Annotated in this window: 18 protein-coding genes; 6 read left to right on the plus strand and 12 right to left on the minus strand. The window is 62.0% G+C overall.

Annotation, left to right across the window (positions count from 1 at the left end; all coding sequences use genetic code 11):
* Positions 1–20: 20 nt before the first annotated feature.
* The 11 genes from ACEQZY_RS15920 to ACEQZY_RS15970 all read right to left on the minus strand — a co-directional run bounded on the left by ACEQZY_RS15920 (position 21) and on the right by ACEQZY_RS15970 (position 13904).
* Positions 21–1187: an acyl-CoA dehydrogenase family protein gene (locus ACEQZY_RS15920; RefSeq protein WP_300295816.1), complete on the minus strand. Its 1167-nt coding sequence runs from the start codon at positions 1185–1187 to the stop codon at positions 21–23.
* Positions 1184–3199 carry a biotin carboxylase N-terminal domain-containing protein gene (locus ACEQZY_RS15925; protein WP_300295819.1) on the minus strand — a complete coding sequence of 672 codons (2016 nt, stop codon included), beginning with the start codon at positions 3197–3199 and terminating at the stop codon, positions 1184–1186. Before ACEQZY_RS15925 ends, ACEQZY_RS15920 begins: the two co-directional genes overlap by 4 nt.
* Positions 3184–3981 carry a crotonase/enoyl-CoA hydratase family protein gene (locus tag ACEQZY_RS15930; protein ID WP_300295822.1) on the minus strand — a complete coding sequence of 266 codons (798 nt, stop codon included), beginning with the start codon at positions 3979–3981 and terminating at the stop codon, positions 3184–3186. Before ACEQZY_RS15930 ends, ACEQZY_RS15925 begins: the two co-directional genes overlap by 16 nt.
* A gap of 9 nt (positions 3982–3990) precedes the next feature.
* Positions 3991–5589, minus strand: coding sequence for an acyl-CoA carboxylase subunit beta (locus ACEQZY_RS15935; protein WP_300295825.1), 1599 nt, complete (start codon positions 5587–5589; stop codon positions 3991–3993).
* Between the two features lie 3 nt (positions 5590–5592).
* Positions 5593–6213, minus strand: a complete 621-nt coding sequence (locus ACEQZY_RS15940; RefSeq protein WP_300295828.1) for a TetR/AcrR family transcriptional regulator — start codon at positions 6211–6213, stop codon at positions 5593–5595.
* 153 nt (positions 6214–6366) lie between these two features.
* A complete protein-coding gene (locus tag ACEQZY_RS15945; RefSeq protein WP_300295831.1) occupies positions 6367–7197 on the minus strand; it encodes an SDR family NAD(P)-dependent oxidoreductase in 831 nt (276 codons plus the stop codon).
* Between the two features lie 23 nt (positions 7198–7220).
* On the minus strand, positions 7221–8405 hold the full coding sequence (locus ACEQZY_RS15950) for a lipid-transfer protein (protein WP_300295833.1): 1185 nt from the start codon (positions 8403–8405) through the stop codon (positions 7221–7223).
* Between the two features lie 103 nt (positions 8406–8508).
* Complete coding sequence (locus tag ACEQZY_RS15955; protein ID WP_300295836.1) at positions 8509–10116, minus strand: acyl-CoA carboxylase subunit beta; 1608 nt, start codon at positions 10114–10116, stop codon at positions 8509–8511.
* A 1-nt stretch (position 10117) separates the two neighbouring features.
* On the minus strand, positions 10118–10633 hold the full coding sequence (locus tag ACEQZY_RS15960; RefSeq protein WP_300295839.1) for a biotin/lipoyl-containing protein: 516 nt from the start codon (positions 10631–10633) through the stop codon (positions 10118–10120).
* A complete protein-coding gene (locus ACEQZY_RS15965) occupies positions 10621–12090 on the minus strand; it encodes an acetyl/propionyl/methylcrotonyl-CoA carboxylase subunit alpha (protein WP_300295842.1) in 1470 nt (489 codons plus the stop codon). Before ACEQZY_RS15965 ends, ACEQZY_RS15960 begins: the two co-directional genes overlap by 13 nt.
* Positions 12091–12104: 14 nt before the next feature.
* Positions 12105–13904: an acyclic terpene utilization AtuA family protein gene (locus tag ACEQZY_RS15970; RefSeq protein ID WP_300295845.1), complete on the minus strand. Its 1800-nt coding sequence runs from the start codon at positions 13902–13904 to the stop codon at positions 12105–12107.
* Positions 13905–14078: 174 nt separating this feature from the next.
* Here ACEQZY_RS15970 and ACEQZY_RS15975 point away from each other — a divergent pair, with 174 nt between their 5' ends.
* The 6 genes from ACEQZY_RS15975 to ACEQZY_RS16000 are packed head-to-tail and all read left to right on the plus strand — an operon-like array spanning position 14079 to position 19071.
* The gene (locus ACEQZY_RS15975) at positions 14079–15293 is read left to right on the plus strand and encodes an acyl-CoA dehydrogenase family protein (protein WP_300295848.1); all 1215 of its coding nucleotides are present in this window, start codon (positions 14079–14081) and stop codon (positions 15291–15293) included.
* Positions 15294–15307: 14 nt separating this feature from the next.
* Positions 15308–16507: an acyl-CoA dehydrogenase family protein gene (locus ACEQZY_RS15980; RefSeq protein ID WP_300295851.1), complete on the plus strand. Its 1200-nt coding sequence runs from the start codon at positions 15308–15310 to the stop codon at positions 16505–16507.
* Positions 16508–16517: 10 nt separating this feature from the next.
* Positions 16518–17375: an SDR family NAD(P)-dependent oxidoreductase gene (locus ACEQZY_RS15985; RefSeq protein WP_300295854.1), complete on the plus strand. Its 858-nt coding sequence runs from the start codon at positions 16518–16520 to the stop codon at positions 17373–17375.
* Positions 17368–18171 (plus strand): enoyl-CoA hydratase-related protein, encoded by an 804-nt coding sequence (locus ACEQZY_RS15990; protein WP_300295857.1) that lies wholly within the window; start codon positions 17368–17370, stop codon positions 18169–18171. Before ACEQZY_RS15985 ends, ACEQZY_RS15990 begins: the two co-directional genes overlap by 8 nt.
* Positions 18172–18187: 16 nt before the next feature.
* On the plus strand, positions 18188–18673 hold the full coding sequence (locus ACEQZY_RS15995) for a PaaI family thioesterase (protein ID WP_300295860.1): 486 nt from the start codon (positions 18188–18190) through the stop codon (positions 18671–18673).
* Positions 18670–19071 carry a PaaI family thioesterase gene (locus ACEQZY_RS16000; protein WP_300295863.1) on the plus strand — a complete coding sequence of 134 codons (402 nt, stop codon included), beginning with the start codon at positions 18670–18672 and terminating at the stop codon, positions 19069–19071. The genes ACEQZY_RS15995 and ACEQZY_RS16000 overlap by 4 nt, the downstream gene beginning before the upstream one ends.
* Before the next feature lie 23 nt (positions 19072–19094).
* Here ACEQZY_RS16000 and ACEQZY_RS16005 read toward each other — a convergent pair whose 3' ends face one another.
* Complete coding sequence (locus ACEQZY_RS16005) at positions 19095–20408, minus strand: TetR/AcrR family transcriptional regulator (RefSeq protein ID WP_300295866.1); 1314 nt, start codon at positions 20406–20408, stop codon at positions 19095–19097.
* Between the last annotated feature and the right edge of the window lie 101 nt (positions 20409–20509).

Here is a 20509-nt window from a genome sequence, read left to right on the forward strand (position 1 = left end):
GTGGGACTCAACATTCCCATTCACATGCGTTTGGCGACTTCCTCCAGCATCACCTCGGTCGCCCCTCCGCCGATTGCCTGCACCCGAGCATCCCGCGACATGCGCTCGACCGGATTTTCGCGCATGTAACCCATGCCGCCCTGGAACTGGACGCAATCGTAGAGCACGCTGTTGACCAGTTCGCCGCAATACGCCTTCACCATCGAGACCTCGCGGACGCAGTCAACACCAGCGGCGTCGAGGCGCGTCGCGTGGTACACGAGCTGCCGACCCGCCTCGATCCGCGTCAGGCAGCCCGCAAGTCGCTGGCGAACGGCTTGGTTGTTCCATAACACGCCGCCAAATGCGCTGCGCTGCTTGACATAGGCTATGGTCATGTCGAGCGCAGTCTGCGCCTCGGCGCAGGCCAGCGCGCCCAGAACGATGCGTTCGTTCTGGAAGTTTTTCATCACCGCATAGAAGCCCCTGTTGACTTCGCCAAGCACGTTCTCAGCCGGCACCCGCACCTCGTCGAAAATCAGCTCAGCTGTGTCGGAGCAGAGCCAGCCGGTCTTGCTCAACGCGCGGCCCACCGAAAGGCCCTTTGTCCCCTTCTCGACCGCGAAGATAGTGATCCCGCGCGAGCCCTTGGCGTCAGGATCGGTCCTGGCGGCGACGAAGTAGAGATCGGCATGGACGCCGTTAGTGATGAACATCTTAGTGCCGTTCAGCTTCCAGTCGGAGCCATCCCGTGTTGCGCGGGTGCGCATGCCGGCCACATCCGAGCCAGCGCCAGGTTCGGTCACGGCGACGGCAGTGATCGTCTCGCCCGAGGTGATGGCAGGCATCCAGCGCGCCTTCTGCTCGGGTGTACCGGCGTTCTCCAGATGCGGCGAGGCCATGTCGGTATGCACCAGCACCGTGGCTGAAAAACCACCGAAGGTGGACCGGCCGACTTCCTCGGCCAGCATCACACTCGACGTGACGCCCAGTCCGGCGCCGCCATACTGTTCGTCATAGCGCATGCCGAGAAACCCGAGCGCGCCCATTTTACGCAGCACCTCGCGGGGTACCACGCCCTTCTCTTCCCAGGCTTCGCCCATGGGCTTCACCTCGGCCTCAATGAAGCGCCGCAGCTGGGCTCGGATTATTCGAATATCCTCGCCGAACGGGCCTGTGGCCGCGTCGATGGTCTCGTGTCTGGTCATGTCCTGTCCTCCGGATCGAGTCTCATCAGGGGTGCGCCGCCGGCTACCGTGTCGCCCGGCGCGCAGTAGATTTCGGCCACCAAGCCCGCGACCGGCGCGGACAGACTCTGCAAGAGTTTCATTGCCTCCAGCACAACGAGCGTTTCACCCTTGCTCACCTGCTCGCCCGGCGCCACGCGAACCTCGACCACCGCGCCGGGCATTGGGGCGGTAAGCGTGTCGGCGCCGCTGGCGGCGCCCGAAGCACGCTGCAGGTGCCGGCCCTTGAGCGTACAAAGCGACACGATCACCATGCCATCTGGCGCAGAAACATGCACCTGCCATCGCTCGCCGTGCCGCAGAACGTGCACGCGGCGAGCGAAGGGTGCTTCGTTCATCCAACCTGTCAGGCTTTCTGCGGACAGGCGCGCGCCTTCGACGCCAAGATCAGGACCGTCGGGCAATATCACCTTGACGCGCGCGCCCCGCCCCACGACCCTGATCGGCGCATCGGCGTCATCGCTCCAGTAGCAGGCTGCGCCCGGCTGCCCCGCAGCCTCCGTTAGCCGCCAAGCGCCAAGACTGTGCCAAGGAGTATTCGGCATGGGCGAAAGGTGCAGATGCAGGCAGAGCGCGGCCAGGGCGCGGGATTCGCCGTCGGGTACGGGGGCGGTCCAGCCGCACGGGAACATCTCGGCCAGCCCCCCGGTGTGGTGGTTCAGGGAGGCAAAGTCAGAATGGGTGAGAAGCGCCCGTTGATACGCGAGATTGACGCGGACTCCGCCCACTGCGAAGGAATCGAGGGCCTTGACCGTCCTCCGGATGGCCTCTGCGCGACCCGGGGCATGGACGATGAGTTTGGCGAGCATCGAATCGTAGAAATGCCCCACCACCGACCCTTCTTCCACTCCGCTGTCGAGCCGCACAGTTCGCGGTGGCGCCCATAACGTGATCGTGCCGGTTTCGGGGCGGAAATTCTCGGCCGGGTTCTCCGCGGCGACGCGGACCTCTATGGCGTGGCCACCAAGCGTAACGTCCTCCTGCGCAAACCCCAGTGCCTCGCCACGCGCGATGCGCAACTGCCACTCAACCAGGTCGATACCGGTGATGGCTTCGGTCACGGGATGCTCTACCTGAAGTCTGGTGTTCATCTCCAAGAAATAGAATTCGGCCCGCGCGGGATCGTACAGATATTCCACCGTTCCCGCCGAGCGGTAGCAAATGGCCCGCGCCAGTTGGACGGCAGCGCCATGCATGGCTGAGCGCAAAGCGTCGGGGATGCCTGGGGCGGGCGCTTCCTCGATCAGCTTCTGATGGTTGCGCTGAAGCGAACAGTCGCGATCGCCCAAATGCAGCACATTGCCATACGCGTCGCCCAGGACCTGCACCTCGATGTGGCGCACGCGCGGTGCATAGCGCTCCAAGAATATGGCCGGATCGCCAAAGACGCTTTTTGCCTCGGCTCGTGCTGAGGCGATGGCCTCGCCTGCCGCACGCATACTGGTGACGAGCCGCATTCCCCGCCCGCCGCCGCCGGCGCTGGCCTTGACCATGAAGGGCACGCCGAGCGTCTGTGCCTCCATGAAAAGCCGGTCATCGGACTGGTCCGCGCCGCTGTAGCCAGGCAGCACCGGTACGCCGGCCGCCTGGGCTGCGGCCTTGGCGTCTATCTTCGAGCCCATGCGCGCGATCGCCTGGGGTGAAGGTCCAATGAACGCCAATCCCGCTTCTTCCACGCGCGTCGCGAATTCGGCGTTTTCGGACAGGAAGCCGTAGCCTGGGTGAATCGCGGCCGCGCCGGTGCCCCGCGCCGCCCCAAGGATAGCGTCGATGTTCAGATAGCTTTCCGCTGCGGCAGCCGGACCGATGCAAACGGCGTGATCGGCCTCGGCCACGAAGGGCGCGTCTCGGTCAACTTCGGAGAAAACAGCCACGCTTTCCAGCCCCAGCTTCCGGCAGGCGCGCTGGATCCGGCGGGCGATCTCGCCCCGGTTGGCGATAAGGACGCGGGCGAAGCTCAAGTCACCCGCCATGAGGGCGTACCCTTGTTCAGGAAGCTATTGATCCCCTCAATGCCTTCTTCGGTTTCCCAAGCGTCGGCCAAGCGGTCCGCGGTATAGATCATGCTGTCTTCGATCCCATGGCCTGCTACATAGGCGATCAGCCGCTTGGTATCGGCAACTGCTCCGGGCGCGGCCTGCAGATGGGCGCTGACAACGCGTTCCACCGCAGCGTCCAGCGCATCCGGCGCGGCCACCTCCGTCAGCAATCCGATCCGCTCGGCCCGCTCGGTGCCGAACAGTGCACCGGAGAGCATCGTCTCGCGTGATGCAGCCTCGCCGATGCGCGCCACCACGTAAGGCGAGATGTTGGCGGGCAGGAGGCCGAGCCGCACCTCAGTCAGGCCGAACGTTGCGCCTTCGGCGCCGATGGCGTAGTCGCACACCGATATCAGGCCTACGCCGCCGCCATAGGCCGCCCCGTTGATTCTTCCGATCAGCGGCTTGGGCAATGTGTCGAGCCGGCGCAAGAGCCGAGCGAGCGTAGCACTCTGTTCCACCCGTTCCGCGCGGCTCTTTTGCACGTTCGAGGCGAACCAGTTGAAGTCGCCCCCAGCGCAGAAGCTCTTGCCGGCGCCGGTCAGCACCACGAGGCGCACCGCCTTGTCCTCAGCAAGCGCCGCCGCCGTTGCGCCGAGTTCCGAGATCAGCGCCGCGTTGAGCGAGTTGTGCTTGTCGGGACGATTGAGGATGACGGTGGCGACGCCGCGTGAGTCCACGTCGACCTGCAACGTTTCATGGCGATCATAAACCATTGTCTGTCCTTACATTCTGAAAACGGGTGTATGACGCCCCGTATCCGGAACCGAGGTCACTATCGCCAGGCACAGGCCCAGGATGTCGCGGGTCTGGCCAGGCTCGATCAGGCCGTCGTCCCACAGCCTCGAGGTCGCGTAATAGGGGTCGGACTGTTTGGCATATTGCGTACGCACCTCGGCCTCGATCCGTGCCAGATCGGCCTGCATATTAGCAGGGTCTCCGCCCTTCCCGCGCCGCAGCTCCAACATGACATTCGAGGCAATGTCGGCCGACATGGTTGCCAACTCCGCTGTGGGCCAGGCGAAGAGAAAGCATGGCGCGAACCCTCGGCCGCACATGCCGTAGTTGCCGGCGCCGTAGGAGCCGCCCACAATTACCGACAGCCGGGGCACCTTAGCCACGGACATGGCGTAGACCAGCTTGGCGCTATTCTTGGCGATGCCGCCGCGCTCGGCCTCGGTGCCGACCATGAAGCCGGAAATGTTGTGCAGGAATAGAAGCGGAATGTCGCGCTGGTCGCACATCGACACGAACTGCGCACCTTTCAGCGAGCTGTCGGAGAGCAGCGCGCCGTTGTTGCCGAGGATTCCGACGCGATAGCCGTGGATGCGGGCGGTTCCGCAGACGAGCGTCTCGCCCCAGCTCGGCTTGAATTCGCGGAACTCGCCTGCGTCGATCATGCGCAGCAGAAGCTCTCGTACATCATAGGGCTGCTTGCGATCGGCGCTGATAATCCCTAACAGCTCTTCGGGATCGTGCAGGGGTGCGGCGGTGGGTATATCCGGCGCCATCGGCCGCGTGAGGCCCAGGCTGGCCACAATGTCGCGCATCAGCGCCAGCGCGTGATATTCGTCTTCAGCCAGATGGTCGCTGACCCCCGAGACGCGGGTATGCATCTCTGCGCCGCCCAGCGTTTCGCCGTCCACCTCTTCATTGATCGCCACCTTGACGATCGAGGGCCCCCCAAGATGGATGCGCGCATTGCCGCGCACCATGATGACCTCGTCCGAGAGCGCCGGAATGTAGGCGCCTCCCGCCGTGCAACCGCCGAACACCGCCGAAATCTGCGGCAGACCGGATGCCGACATGTTGGTCTGGCGGAAGAAAGAATTGCCGAAATGCCGGGCATCGGGGAAGACCCGGTCCTGCTCGGGCAAGTAGGCTCCGCCGCAATCAACGAGGTAAAGACAGGGCAGACGGTTTTCCGCCGCGATCTCCTGCGCACGAATATGCTTCTTAACGGTTTCGTGGTAAAATGAACCACCTTTGACCGTGGCATCGTTGGCGATAACCATACAGGGCAGTCCGTGCACGATGCCAACGCCCGTCACTATCCCGGCGCCGGGCACATCTCCGCCGTATTGTCCGTAGGCCGCCAGCGAAGAAAGCTCCATGAACGCGGCACCGGGATCCACCAGCAGGTCGATTCGTTCGCGGACCAGAAGCTTGCCGCGGCTGCGGTGGCGTTCGACCATGTCGGCGCGACCGCCTGCGGTCGCTACGGCGATCCGCCCACGCAGTGTCTCGACACGCGCTTTTTGTGCTACGTGATTGCACCTGAAGGTTTCCGAGCCGATCAATACGGCCGATGTGAGTTCAACCATGAATTAAGCTTCTCGCTGTTCGAGCATTCCATTGAGAAGGATGTCGGCATATGCCGCGGCCAGCGTCTCGACGCTGCCGCGTTCGGGGTCGAACCATTCCAAGGTTGCATTCAGCGCGCCAATAAGCATCAGACGCAGACGACGGATATCGACGTTGCGCCGCACGGCTCCGACCTTCTGAAGGCGGGTCAGCAAGGCGTCCCACTCGGCCTCGTAGGCCCGGCGCGTAGGCAGATTGGCATCGCGGACGGATTGCGGCACCTGCCCGAAAATCCGCACATTGGCCGATGAGTAGTCACTGACGTCCAACAACGCGCGCAGGTGCGCCCTTATCGCTGCCCGAAGAATGGCGGCAGCGGGGCCGTCGGGATGTGTTAAAACAGCTCGGCGCATCTTCTCGTGGACGGCTAAGATACCCGCATCCAGAATGGCCACGACGATCTCGTCCTTTGAGCCGAAATGATAATAGATGCTCCCTGCCTTGATCCCCGCCGCCTCGGCGATCTTCCTCAGCGATACCGGGCCATAGCCCTGTTCGCGGAAAAGCCGCGCCGCAACATTCAGTATGCCGTCGCGCCCGACTGGGTTGCGAGTGGTAGCGGCTAACACTTTTTTCGCGACCACGGAGGTATCCAGCAGAGGCTCGTTGCATAACTAACATTTGTTAGCTTGGTTCCGCCGAAATGTCAACTATGCTTCAGCGGGTTTCACGCTTTAGGGATCGACCGGTTGCCTACCGCCGGTACCCAGACCCTTAAGGGCTCGCGACCGCATGGGTCAGATGGTGAAGCCACCTCCGCAGATCACGTATTGGCCCGAGATGAAGTTCGATTCGGGCAGGCAGAAAAGATAGACGGCACCAGCCGCCTCTTCGGGCGTGCCGACGCGTCCCAGCGGGATCATCCGCTCCATCTGGCTCAGCAGGTCTGGGTTGACTCCGACTTTGATCTCTCTGTTCCCGACGGTGATCTTGTTTGCGCCGCCGGCGCTGCCCTCGGTCAGACGGGTGCGGATCGGTCCAAAAGCCACGGCGTTTACGTTCACTTTGTAGCGCCCCCATTCCTTCGCCATGGTCCGAGTCAGGCCCAGGATTCCGGCCTTGGCGGCAGAATAGTTGATCTGGCCGGCATTGCCTCCGGTGCCGGCAATCGAAGAGATGTTCACTACTTTTCGGAATACCTCCTTACCGGCAGCAGCCTCTTCCTTGGCCCTGGCTGCGATCACCGGCTGTGCAGCGCGCAGGATCTTGAATGGGGCGGTCAGGTGCACGTCAATGATCGCCTGCCACTGCTCGTCTGTCATCTTCTGGACCACACTGTCCCAAGTGTAGCCCGCGTTATTCACGATGATGTCGAGCCCACCGAAGCTGTCGACTCCGGTCTGCACGAAACGTTCAGCGAAGCCCGTCTCTGTCACGCTGCCCGCGCAAACAACCGCCCGGCCACCGCTGGCGCGGATTGCGTCAGCGGTTTCGCTGGCCGGGTCGACGTCAAGATCGTTCACCACGACCCGCGCGCCTTCCGACGCCAGCTTCAGCGCGATCTCGCGCCCGATGCCACGGCCCGAACCCGAAACCAGAGCCACGCGGCCTTCAAGTTTCCCCGCCATGTCGTCTCCTCCGTTCGCCCGCCTCAGGCTTTCTCGTAAAGGGTTACCACACAAGCACCACCCAGTCCCAGATTGTGTTGAAGCGCCAGACGTGCGCCCTCGACTTGGCGCGCCCCGCTCGTTCCACGCAACTGCTGCACGAGTTCCGCACACTGCGCCAGGCCTGTCGCACCCAGCGGATGGCCCTTTGAGAGAAGCCCGCCTGAGGGGTTGGTGACATACTTGCCGCCATAGGTGTTATCGCCATCCTCAACGAGCTTCGCCGCCTCGCCGCGATTGCAGAGCCCAAGCGCCTCATATGTAATGAGCTCGTTGTGGGCGAAACAATCGTGCAGCTCGATTACATCCAGATCGCCGGGGCCGAAGCCGGCTGCCTCGTAGACCTGTTCAGCGGCCCGCCGCGCCATAGACCAACCGACGACCTCCCGCATGTCATGGGCGCTGAAGGTTTCGGGGCCGTCGGTCGTCATTGCCTGTGCGGCGATTCGCACAGATCTGTCGAGGCCGTTCTTTTCCGCAAATTCCTTCGAGCAGATTATCGCGGCCGCCGCGCCGCAGGTGGGCGGGCAGGCCATCAGCTTCGTCATGACGCCCGGCCAGACCACTTGCGCCTGCAGTACCTCTTCGGGCGTCACCTCCTGACGAAACAGCGCAACCGGGTTCTTCGCCGCGTGACGGCTGGCCTTGGCACGGATCCTGGCAAAGGTCTCAAGTGTTGTCCCGAATTCATCCATATGTGCCTTGCCCGCACCCCCGAAATACCGCAGCGCGAGGGGTACCTCAGCATTTCCGACTAGCCTGTCGGTCTCCGCGTCGAACGACACGAAAGGGCTGACGCGGTCGGTGAACATCGCGCCGATCGCGCCGGGCTTCATCTGCTCGAAGCCCACAGCGAGAGCACAATCGACAGCGCCGCTTTCCACCGCTTGGCGCGCGAGGAATAGTGCAGTCGAGCCTGTCGAGCAGTTGTTATTGACGTTGACCACCGGGATGCCGGTCATCCCCACTTGGTATAGCGCGCGCTGGCCGCAGGTACTGTCGCCGTAGACATAACCTGCGTAGGCCTGCTGTACCTTGTTATAGTCGAGGCCCGCGTCTTCCAGCGCGATGCGCGTGGCTGTACCGGCCATCACGTCGTAGCTCTCAGACTTCCCGGGCTTCTGAAACGGCACCATTCCGACACCTACGACATAGGCGTTGTCTTTCATTTAACGTTCTCCCATAATTGATTGTCGGGCTGAGCAACAATTTCCAGCAACGGAAGCGAGAGACAGCTTCCTTCGGCGTTCCGGGGCCTTTGCGGTCGCACCGTTACATCCTGAAAACGCCGTAATGAGGATCGCCGATCGGGGCGTTGAGGGCCGCAGAGATCGATATCGCCAAAGCGTTTCGGGTATCGACTGGATCGAGAATGCCGTCATCCCATATCTCTGAGGTCGAGGTATAGGCCTCTACGTCGCGCTTGTAGCGCTCCAGCACCGGGTCTCGGATCGCGGCGATCTCCGCGTCGGTGAGTTCTTTGCCCTCTCGCTGCAACTGGCGAATCTTCACGTCAGCCATAGTATTGGCCGCCTGTTCGGCGCCCATGACGCCGATCTCCGCCTGCGGCCACATGAACAGCGTCCGCCCGTCCCAGGCCCGGCCGCACATGCCGTAATTGCCGGCCCCGTAAGAAGCGTTGGCGATCACCGTGAACTTGGGCACCGCCGAGCCGCCTTGCGCCATCAGCATTTTCGCTCCGTCCTTGGTGATCCCGCGTTCCTCGTATTGACGGCCGACCATGAAGCCGGTGATGTTCTGGAAGAAGACCAGCGGGGTACGGTTCTGATTACAAAGCTGGATGAAATGCGCTGCCTTGAGCGAACTATCGTTGAACAGCACCCCATTGTTGGCGAGAATCCCGACCTTGAAACCCCAAATGTGGGCGAAACCGCAGACCAGGCTAGTGCCGTAATCGGGCTGGTATTCGTGGAATCGGGATCCGTCCACAATGCGCGCGATCACCTCACGCATGTCAAACTGGGTTTTGCGGTCCTTCGGAATGATGCCATAAAGCTCTCGAGGGTCGTAGAAAGGCTCTTCGATCGGCGCAGTCGCGATCACCGCTTTTTGAGGCTGCTTCCACTGACTCACGACTTCGCGAGCGAGCGCGAAGGCATGTGTCTCGCTGGCAGCGCGGTAATCGCCGGTGCCCGACACACTGGTGTGCATGATCGCGCCGCCCAGTTCCTGGACGCCAACTTCCTCTCCGGTCGCCGCCTTCACGAGAGGCGGACCGCCGAGAAAGATCGCACCACTGCCTTCGATGATAATGTTGTAGTCGCTCAATGCCGGGACATAAGCACCGCCGGCCGTACAATGCCCGCCGACGATGGCCAGTTGAGGCACGTTCATTCGGCTGAGGATCGTCTGATTGCGGAATACCCGCCCGCCGAGATAGCGGTCGGGAAAGACGCCATGCTGGAGCGGCAGAAATCCGCCCGCGCTATCACAGATGTGCACGACCGGCAGGCGGTTCTCGATGGCGATATCCAGAAGCCGCACGATCTTCTTGACGGTCAGCGGATACCAGGCCCCACCCTTGACACTTGCGTCATTGGCGTGGATAGCGACCTCGCGCCCCTGCACAATTCCGATGCCCGTCACAACACCAGCACCTGGTACCGTGCGGTCATATGCCCGGCATGCGGCGAGAGTGGAAAACTCCAGAAATGGTGTCCCGGGGTCGAGCAGCAACTCGAGCCGCTCGCGTACGGATAGCTTGTTCTGCCGCGCCAGACGGTCGAGGTCGCGCCGCGGGCGTTCGTAGCGGGCAGCGTGCTGGTGCGCATGAAATTCTTTCAGGCGTCTGGTCATGGCGACGTAATTTTCCCTGTACTCGCCGGCCGTGACATCGATACGGCTCTGGATCTGGCGCATCTTATTCCTCCTCGGGCGCAAGGCGCGCCAGAACGTCCTTGAGGCCGAAGCCCTCGCCGGGAGCAAACGGAACTTCGGCTACCACGCCGTCGCGGGGCGCGCTTAGCGTGGTTTCGAGTTTCATGCTCTCGATCACGAGGATCGTCTGGCCCTTTCCGACCCGGTCGCCGGGTCCAGCCGCGACCGAGACAACGACCCCCGGCATCGGGGCCAGGATCTTGTCCTGACCGGTACCTGTGCCACCTTCAACCTGCTGGTCGGCCGGATCGGTGCGCCCTATCTCGTAGGCACGCCCATACAGGTGGATGAATGTCGCCGTCTTGCTCACCGTTAGACGCAGCGGGATGCTCCGCCCATCGAGTTCCAGCAAGAAAGCGCCCTTGCCATGCGAGCGGGTCAGGGAACAGTGCACGGCCCGACCCCGTGCGTGCACGACATATCCCTTGCCGGTATGGGCCAGCCAGATTGGAAATTCCTCGCCGCGAATCTCGAGTAACCGCCGCATCAGTTTCTCCACGCACCCATCAGCCGGTGCATCTCCGGTATCTCGTCGACTGCTCGGACAAGCCGGACGTCTGACAGAGCCGCCGCGGCCAGCAGTATATCAGTCACGTCGTCACCGGGGGCGGTCAGCACCGGCGCCTCCTCGGCGAGAAACCCCGTTGAGACGTCGCCTGCGAGGAAGCGCGGATGTGCCAAAATTGCATCGAGGTAGCCGGTGTTCGTGGTAACACCCAGGATGACGTAATCCTGTACCGCAGCCCGCGCACGCGCGATCGCAGCGGCGCGGTCAGGGCCATGAACAATGAGCTTGGCAAGCATCGGATCGAAATCGGTCGTCACCTTGCTGCCTTCCAGAATGCCGCTATCCACCCGAACGCCCGGGCCCTGCGGCTCTTCCATCAGAAGCACCTCGCCAATGGCCGGCCGGAAATCGGCGGACGCATCCTCCGCACAGATGCGCAACTCGATGGCGTGACCGGTCTGCCGAATTTCGGCTTGGGCGTGGCTAAGTCCTCCACCGGCAGCGATGCGTAGCTGTTCAGCCACCAGGTCTATGCCGGTCACCATTTCCGTCACCGGATGTTCGACCTGCAATCGTGTATTCATCTCAAGAAAATAGAATGCCCCGTCGGGCGCATAGATGAACTCCACCGTACCTGCGCCGCGATAGTTCACCGCGCGCGCGATACCGGCAGCGGTCTTGCAAATTTCCGCCCGCTGCTCAGGATTCAGTGCCGGCGAGGGTGTTTCCTCGATGATCTTCTGGAACCGGCGCTGTATCGAGCATTCGCGCTCCCAGCAGTGGACGACATTGCCGCGGCCGTCACCCACCACTTGCACTTCAATGTGCCGCGGACGCTCGATATAGCGCTCGGCGAACAGCCGTCCATCGCCGAAATACCGCTTTCCCTCGCGCCTTGCGGTCTCGATCTCCGCCTCCAGTGACGCGTCCTCGCGCACCACACGCATTCCTTTGCCGCCGCCGCCGGCGGAGGGCTTGATCAGGAGCGGGAAGCCGACAACACGGGCGCGCTCGACGAAATTTGTAGGATCGTCGTCCTCGATCGCTGCAGGCGCGACCGGAAAACCGCGTTCCGCGACGAAGGCGCGGGCGCGCACCTTGTCGCCCATCAGGTCGATGACGTCCTCGGTGGGCCCGACAAACATGATGCCGGCGGCGTCCAAGGCACGCACAAAGGCGGCGTTTTCGGCGAGAAAGCCATAGCCGGGATGCACGGCATCCGCACAGACCCGTCGGGCTGCCGCAACGATCTGATCGATATCGAGATAGGCTGCGACCGGGGTGGGCCCTTCGACCTCAACCACTTCGTCGGCGATCAAATGCGCGCTACCTGTCAGTTCGTTCCGGTGCCGCAACACCGCGACAGCCAAACCCCGCGCCCGGGCAGTGCGCACGATGCGTGCCGCGATTTCCCCCCGGTTTGCCACGAGAAGCTTATGGATCGGCATGGCTGGTTCGCACCTCATGCCGCGTACTGCGCCGACAAGCCGTCGCGCGCGGCAAGCTCGGCCGGAACGGACACTCCGATATCCAGCAGGATCTGACCGTAACCCTTGCCTTGTGGATCGATGCGGACGGAGGCGATTCCACCGCCACCGAGGGAGTCGTGCAGCATGAAGTTCAATGCGTGGATTCCGGGCAGTTCGTATCCCTCAACGGGCCCCTCGCAGACATGCGCGAAATAGTTCCTCACCCGCTCTTCGGTGAGCGCAGTGCGGATATAGGGCAGATATTCGGGCTTCCGCGCGATCACCCCGATGTTGGCGATGTTGCCCTTGTCGCCCGAGCGCGCCCAGGCCAACGCAACCAGCGGTACCGTCACGGCGTCCGCGCCCGGATCGCCCGCTTCGCCGCGATACGGCTTGGGCACGGGAAGGGTCACCGCCTCCCCCGCTACCTGAACCGGCGCCGGCTTGCCGCCCACCTCCACCGTGACGGGTGTATCGGTCTTCGGGTGCAGGAACGAGAAAAGCCGCACGACCGGCTGCACCTTCGGCCGCCCTGCGAAGAAGCCGGTCAGCCCTTGCGCCGAGGAAACCGCCATCGGCGCGATCTCGCCGGCGAAGATATTCAGTGCGTCGCGATCGTCATGAACCGCGCCGATCTTCAGAACCACCTCACGGGTCCGGGCGCGGGCGTTCGCCCCATAGGCGGCCTCCGCGCCCAGCACTTCCACACTGACCTGCCGGAAGTCGCCGAGATTGCGCCCGCGAAAAATGCGGCGGCAGCGCGTGAGGATCGCCTCGGCCACGCGTTCCGCCTTGGCCGGCGCATCAATCGCGGCCAGCGTCAGCGTGGTGACCGCCCGCCAGCTATCAGCATAAGTGGCCGAAACCTTGTAGCTGTCGGTGCGCCCCAGTCCCCGCGCGCCCTTCACCAGCACCCGGTTGGACCCCACCTGCTCCAACCTCACCTGCGACCATTCGCAGATCACGTCGGGAAGTATATAGCGCTGTGGATCGCCAATCTCGTAGAGCATTTGCTCGCCGACCGAGGCCGGCGCCACCAGCCCTCCCGTACCGGCCGTCTTGGTCATGATGAAGCCGCCATCAGCGGAGACCTCGACGATCGGCATTCCCATATCGTCCCAGCCGGGCACCTCCCGCCAGTCGGTGAAGTTGCCGCCTGTGCCCTGCGGGCCACATTCAATCAGATGGCCCGCGAGCGAACCCTGGGAGAGCCGGTCCCAGTCCTCGTCGCCCCAGCCGAACTCATGCATCAGCGGCCCAAGCGCCACGGCGCTATCAGCGCAACGGCCAGTCACCACGATATCGGCACCCGCGTCGAGGGCGGCCGCAATCGGTCGTGCACCGAGATACGCGTTCATGCTCATCAGCTTGCCGGGAAAGGGCGCGCTCGAAAACATCTCGGTAACGCCACGATCGCGCAGTTCGTCCGACCTGTCCAGCAGGTCATCGCCCAGTACCGCCCCGATGCTGATGTTGACCCCGGCCGTCTCCGCCGCCTTGGCCAGGGCATCACGGCAGCCGCGCGGATTGACCCCACCGGCGTTGGCGACAACCTTGATCCCCCTGCGCTTGAGCTCAGGCAAGAAGGGCGCAACTGCCTGGACAAAGTCTGGGGCATAGCCCGCTTCCGGCGACTTCGTCCGCGCCCGAGCAAGCAGCGACATCGTGATCTCGGCAAGATAGTCGAAAACAAGATAATTGATGCGGCCCCTCGTCACCAATTGGCCGATCGCCTCGGGCGTGTCGCCCCAGAATCCCGAGGCGCAGCCGATGCGCACAGTTCGACCAGTCATCGCAACCTCCCCTGTCGACCGTTGGATCGGGCCGACGCCGATGGAAAGCTTCTGCCTTTCCTCCAAGCCTGTGCCTAAAACCAAGCATGCAGCTCGACACTACTTGAAACGTTTTCTAACATATGTTTGATTCCAATCAATAGGCAAGTCGCCCAGTCATTGGGAGGATCAAAGATGAATGTCCAGGCCGGGCCAGACATAGCCGCGCTCGAGGCCATAAAGGCCAACTATTCGCTTACGCCCGAACAACGGCAGATCGTTGACCACGTGGATCGGGTTGCGCGCGAGATTCTTCATCCTTTGCAAGGTAAAATGGATGCGGAAGAATGGTGGCCCGACGATTTGTTTCGGCAGATGGGCGAGATCGGACTGCTCGGCATTACTGCGCCCGAGGAGCTGGGCGGCAGCGGCCAGAATGAATTTACCCAGGCCCTAGTGTCAGAGACCATCTCGAAATGGAACCCGGCCGTCGGACTTTCGCACGGCGCGCACGACAACTTGTGCCTTAACAATATCCTCAGGAACGGCTCGGAAGAGCAGGTGCAGAAATACGTTCCCGGCCTGTGCTCGGGGAAGCTGGTCGGCGCACTCGGGCTCACCGAACCCGGCGCGGGCTCGGATGCGCTGGGCTCGATGGCCACGAGGGCCGTACGCGACGGCAACGACTATGTGATTAACGGCTCCAAAATCTACATTACCAATGGTCCGATTGCGGATGTCATCCTGGTTTATGCAAAGACTGATAAATCAAAGGGCGCCAAGGGAATATCCGCCTTTATCGTCGAGACCGACAATCCTGGCTTCAAGGTGGCGCAGAAACTCGACAAGATGGGATTCCGCGGCTCACCCACAGGCGAGCTGGTCTTCGAGGATTGCCGCGTGCCCGCGTCGGCCATGATCGGGGTCGAGAACAGCGGCGTATCGGTAGTGATGAGCGGGCTCGACTTGGAGCGCGCGATGGTCGCTTCGATTTGCGTAGGGATGGCCGAAAGGGCCCTGGAGCTTGCGCTCGATTACGCCAAGATCCGCGAACAGTTCGGCAGACCGATCTCCAGCTTCCAGATGGTTCAGTCAAAGCTCGCGGAAATCTATATTGAAGTCGAAACGGCACGCGCCTTCGGCTATCGGGCGCTCGCGGCCTGCGTCGGCCTGCCTAAAGGCGCCGGCGGACGCGGCGAGATCCATAAGCTTACCGCCGCCGCCTGCCTATACGCGGGTGAAGCTTTCAACAAGGCTGTCACCGAAGCGTGCCATATCCATGGCGGTTCGGGCTACATGCAGGATACCGAGATCAACCGGCTGTTCCGTGCCAACAAGCTGCTGGAAATCGGTGCGGGCACCAGCGAGGTGCGAAAGATCATCATTGCCGAAGAACTTCTGCGCGTCTGAAAAACGGGATAAACATGAGCCAGCAATTGCGCAATGCCCCCGGCCTTCCCACCTACTTCCTGAGCGACGAGCAGCAGGCGCTGGCCGATCAGGCATCTCGCTTTTTCTTTTCCGAGTTTCACCACCTGAACGCCGAGATGGACGACACCGACGACCTGTCGCCCTCCGTCTTTCCCAAGCTGGGGGAGATGGGCTATTTGGGACTGAACGTCTCGCCGGAATATGGCGGCGCAGGGCTCGACTTCACGTCGGCCTGCGTCATCACCGAAGAGCTGTCGCGCGCCTCGGCGGCGATCGGTCTGAGCCATGTTGCCCACGACAATCTTTGCGTCAACAACATCTACCGCAACGCCAATGAGGATCTGCGGCGAAAGTATCTGCCGGGCCTCTGCGATGGCTCGCTGATTGGCGCCCTGGGCCTGACCGAACCCGGCGCAGGATCGGACGCGCTCGGTTCGATGCGGACGACCGCCCGAAAGGACGGCGACCAGTACGTGCTCAACGGATCAAAGATCTACATCACCAATGGCCCAATCGCCGATATCGTGCTGGTCTACGCCAAGACCTCGCCCGAGAAGGGCGCCAAGGGAATTTCTGCCTTCATCGTGGAAACCGACACTCCAGGCTTCAAAGTGGCGCAAAAGCTAAACAAGATGGGGTTCCGGGGCTCGCCGACAGGCGAGTTGGTGTTTGAGGATTGCCGGGTGCCGGCTGCAAACATGGTGGGCAGACTGGATGGTGGTGTGGCGGTGACAATGTCGGGACTCGATCTTGAACGCGCCATCGTCTGCTTCAACGCGGTGGGCATCGCGCGGCGGGCATTGGAGATATCCATCGACTATGCCAAAACGCGCCAGCAGTTCGGAAAGCCGATCGCCAATTTCCAGATGGTGCAGTCCATGCTGGCCGAGATGTATACCGAGATCGAGGCGGCGCGCAGCCTGTCGCTGCGCACCGCCGCCATGTGCGAGGGTCTGGAGGAAGGGCAAGGCGGGCGTGGCGAGATCCACAAGCTGACGGCTGCTGCGATCTTCAAGGCTGCGGCAGCGACCTCCTTCGTGCTGGATCGCGCCGTGCAGATACACGGCGGATCAGGCTACATGCGCGACACCGAGGTGAACCGCCTCTATCGGACTGGGCGGGTGCTCGAGGTAGGAGCCGGCACGCAGGAGGTCCGCAAGCTCATTATCTCCGGCGAACTGCTGAAGAACTGAGGCCCGGCACATGCGAGAAAAGCAGGTTCAGCGCCGCTTCGCCGCCAACCTCATGTTAGGGCAGGTTGCGCTCGTGACCGGCTCGGGCTCCGGCATGGGTCGCGCCACAGCGCTTGAAATGGCCTCCTGCGGAGCCAGCCTGGCGCTTCTCGCCCGTCGTGAGGAGCCGCTTGAGGAAACCGCCGAGATGATCCGCGCTATGGGCGGCGAAGCCTTCGTTGTGCCGGGCGACACCCGCGACGAGAAGAGCGTCGAGGCGGCGATGCTGAAGATCAAGCACCACTACGGTCGGCTCGATGTGCTTGTGAACAATGCCGGCGGTCAGTATATCGCCGCCGCCCGCGATATCACCAATAAAGGGTTCGAGGCGGTTATCCGCAATAATCTGATCGGCTCATGGCAGATGACGCGAGCCGCCGCCGACCACTTCATGTTTGAAAATGGTGGCTCGATCATATTCGTAACCGCAATCTCGGCCCGCACCGCACTAACGGGCTTCGCTCATACCGTTGCCGCGCGAGCGGGCGTCACAGGCTTGATGAAGACGCTCGCCGCCGAATGGGGTGAATACGGCATCCGCCTGAACTGCGTCGCTCCCGGTACGATCAAGACGGAGGCGCTCGGTCGCTACCCGATCCCGCCGGAAAAATGGCAGGAACTAAACCGATCTGTCCTGAACCGCATGGGCGCGGCGGAAGACGTCGCCGGGACCATAATATTTCTTGCCTCCAAGCTCGGTTCCTTCATCACCGGCGAAGATGTCTATGTTGACGGGGGAGAAACCCTGCATTTGGGCCACGACGCCCGTGACATGATCCATCCGGGCATGTTTCAGGAGCGTCAGCGGGGGGACGGGAAACATGAGTGAACCCGTCGTCCTGATCGAGGTTGCGAATCGCATCGCGACAGTGACGCTCAACGAGCCAGGGAGACGCAATCCCGTCACCGGCAATGGGATGATCTCGGGGCTGCTCGACGCTTTTGACCAGGCGCAGCGCAATGCTGAAGTGAGCGTTATGATCCTGACCGGCGCAGACCCGGCCTTCTGTGCGGGCGGCGACATCAAGGAAATGGCCGACCGTGAGAGCGTGTTCCGTAAAGATCCGCTGGCCGTGGCGGACAGCTACACCAACGGCATTCAGCGGGTGCCGCTCGCGCTCTACAATCTCGACATACCGACGATCGCGGCTGTCAATGGCCCCGCCGTGGGCGCGGGCTGCGACTTGGCGATGATGTGCGACATGCGTGTCGCGTCGGAGAGAGCGAAGTTCGGCGAGGTGTTTTTGAACCTCGGAATCATTCCTGGCGACGCTGGCAGCTGGTTCCTTCTGCGGCGCCTCGGTTACCAGAAAGCAGCCGAGTTGACATTCACGGGGCGGATGGTCGGGTCCGAGGAGGCATTGGAGCTTGGAATGGTACTTGAGGTCGTGCCGCACGGCGATCTCATGGCGCGGGCGCGGGAGCGTGCGGCCGTGATTGCGGCCAAGCCGCCCCGCGCGGTGCGCGTCGCCAAGAGGCTGATGCGAAATGCCGAACGGATGGATCTGCCGGATTTCCTGAACACCGCGGCTGCCTATCAGGCGCTGATGCACCATACCAAGGACCATCACGAAGCTCTTGCCGCATTCCTCGAGAAACGAAATCCCATGTTCCTTGGCAACTGACAGACCGAGTTTGCTGATGACCCAACCAGACCAGAAGAAACTTGATCAGATCGCCAGGATGTGGAGCCATCGTGGACGTGGTTTGATTACGGAAATGGACCTGAAGATCGAAAAGGTCGCGATCGACGGCGTTCTGGTCAGGATGCCGTTCAACCCGTCGTTCTGCGCCGACGAGGAGAAAACCCTGCTGCATGGCGGGGTGCTGACGGCTCTTCTCGACAGTGTGTTCGGGCTTGCGAATTTCGTCGCGATCGACGGGATCAGCAGCATGGCCACAATCGATCTTCGCGTCGATTACCTGCGTCCGGCCAGATCGCAGGCCGATATCATGGTGCGCGCTGAATGCTTCCGTCAGACCCGGCATATCGCCTTCGATTCGGGCAGTGTCTGGTTCGATGAGTCGGATCAGGCCGAAGTGGCCCGTGGCACTGCGACTTTCGCGCTCACGCGGGGCGAGGTCAGCATTTTCGACGCGATGACGCAAAGTAGGGTCTCCAAATGACGCCGGATCGTGCAACTCAGCAGCTCAGGAAAGTACCGTTCTTCCAGTTTCTCGATTTCGCGATCACCGGGCTTGATGAAACGCATGCGGTCGCGACGATGCCGTTCGCCGAGCGACTAGTCGGAAATCCCATCATGGAATATTACCATGGCGGGATAATCGCTAGCTTCATGGAGGCGGTCGCCGCGATCTGTGTTAGCCATGGCCCCGATCTGCAGCCGCCGAAACCGATCAATCTGACGGTTGACTACCTGCGCCCAGCTGTCAAAGGGCCACTGATGACGGAAGCCACCGTGAGTCGGAAAGGCAAACGCATGGCAAGCGTGCGGACAACCTGCTGGCAGGATGACACCTCCCGGCCGGTAGCCGAAGGAGTGTATCACTTCCTGATGGTTTGAAGCCTGCTTCTCCGGGCGCTCGCCTATGTGATCTCCGGGGCTGAGTCGTTGGCCGAAATGCCGTCAAGAAGCAATTTGATAATCAGATCCGTGAAAGCTGGAAGCGTGTAATATCCGCGTCGGTTACACTTTCCAGGATCGAACCATTCGACCGTCCAATTCAGCGCGCCCAGCATTGCCTGGCGTAGCGGAACCACCTTGATGTCGGAGCGCAAGGCTCCGCCCGCCTGCGCCTCGCGCAACAGCTGATCCCAGACCTTTGCGTATTCGTGTCGAATAGCCCGGTGGCGCGAGCGAATCTCTTCCGGCAACATTCCATAGATGCGGATGTTGGCGGAGGTAAATTCGCTTGCACGGAACAAATAGACCATGTGGGTGGCGATCGCTGTCGCGATGCGGTTTACATGATCCTCCTTGTCCGGCCATGCGGTGATCGCATGGTTGACGCCTTTTAGGAGATCACGCAGGCCCAGGTCGAGCACCTCGTCGAGAACTTCCTCTTTTGAGCCGAAATGGTAATACACGCTACCTGCCTCGAGGCCCGCTTCCGATGCGACCCGGCGCATAGTTGCGGCCTTGTACCCGCTCTCTCGCAAGATTCGCGCGGCCGCGCGAAGAATTTGATCGCGGGTTCGTTCGGCCTTCCCTTTCGGCTCGAGTCCATCCGCTGGGCCAATGGATTCGACCGACACACTGGCCGCTCCGACACGGTTTGTGCACATGCCGTCGAGCAGCAGTTTCGATAAGCGTTCCGACAGCACACTTACCGGATATCGTTTGCTGTCATACCATTCCGCTGTCCAGTTCATAGCTCCGAGGACGAACTGGCTGACCAGGACGGCCGGGATATCACTGCGCAGATCGCCAGCGTCCTGATGCCGCTGCAAAAACGATCGCCAGAGTTGCGCATAGGCCTGGCGCAACGGCCGATGCGCTCTGCGGCGCTTGTCAGAAAGCATAGGGAAGTTCCTGATATTTGCCGAAGTGAAATCGCTTTCTTTCAGAAGGAAACGAAGATGGGCATCGACAAGTTGCGCGAATGTCGTCCGGAGCGGGTCACCTTCCGCCCGCGCCCGTTCGACGATCTCCCGAATTTGCTCGTAGAGCTGCCTGACCCCCATATCGAGGACATCATCCAGGATCTGGTCCTTTGACTTGAAGTGATAATAGATACTGCCAGCTTCCAGCTTCGCAGCCTCTGCGATCCGCCGCATGGTTGTTGCGTTGTATCCCTCATTGCTGAAGAGCTTCGCCGCCGCCAGGAGGATGGCCTGACGCGTCTGCACCGATCTGCTGTACGGCTCGTCATCGGGGCTATGGACAAGGACTTTTTCCATGAAACTCTCTTTAAACACTGGACATCAGTTTATCGGTTGCGGTATTTCGAACAAGTGTTAGAATACGGCCGGTCGGATGTGGCGACGACTCTGGCATAGGG

The sequence above is a fragment of the Ferrovibrio sp. genome (assembly GCF_964218355.1).
In the GTDB taxonomy this organism is placed as follows: Bacteria; Pseudomonadota; Alphaproteobacteria; order Ferrovibrionales; family Ferrovibrionaceae; genus Ferrovibrio.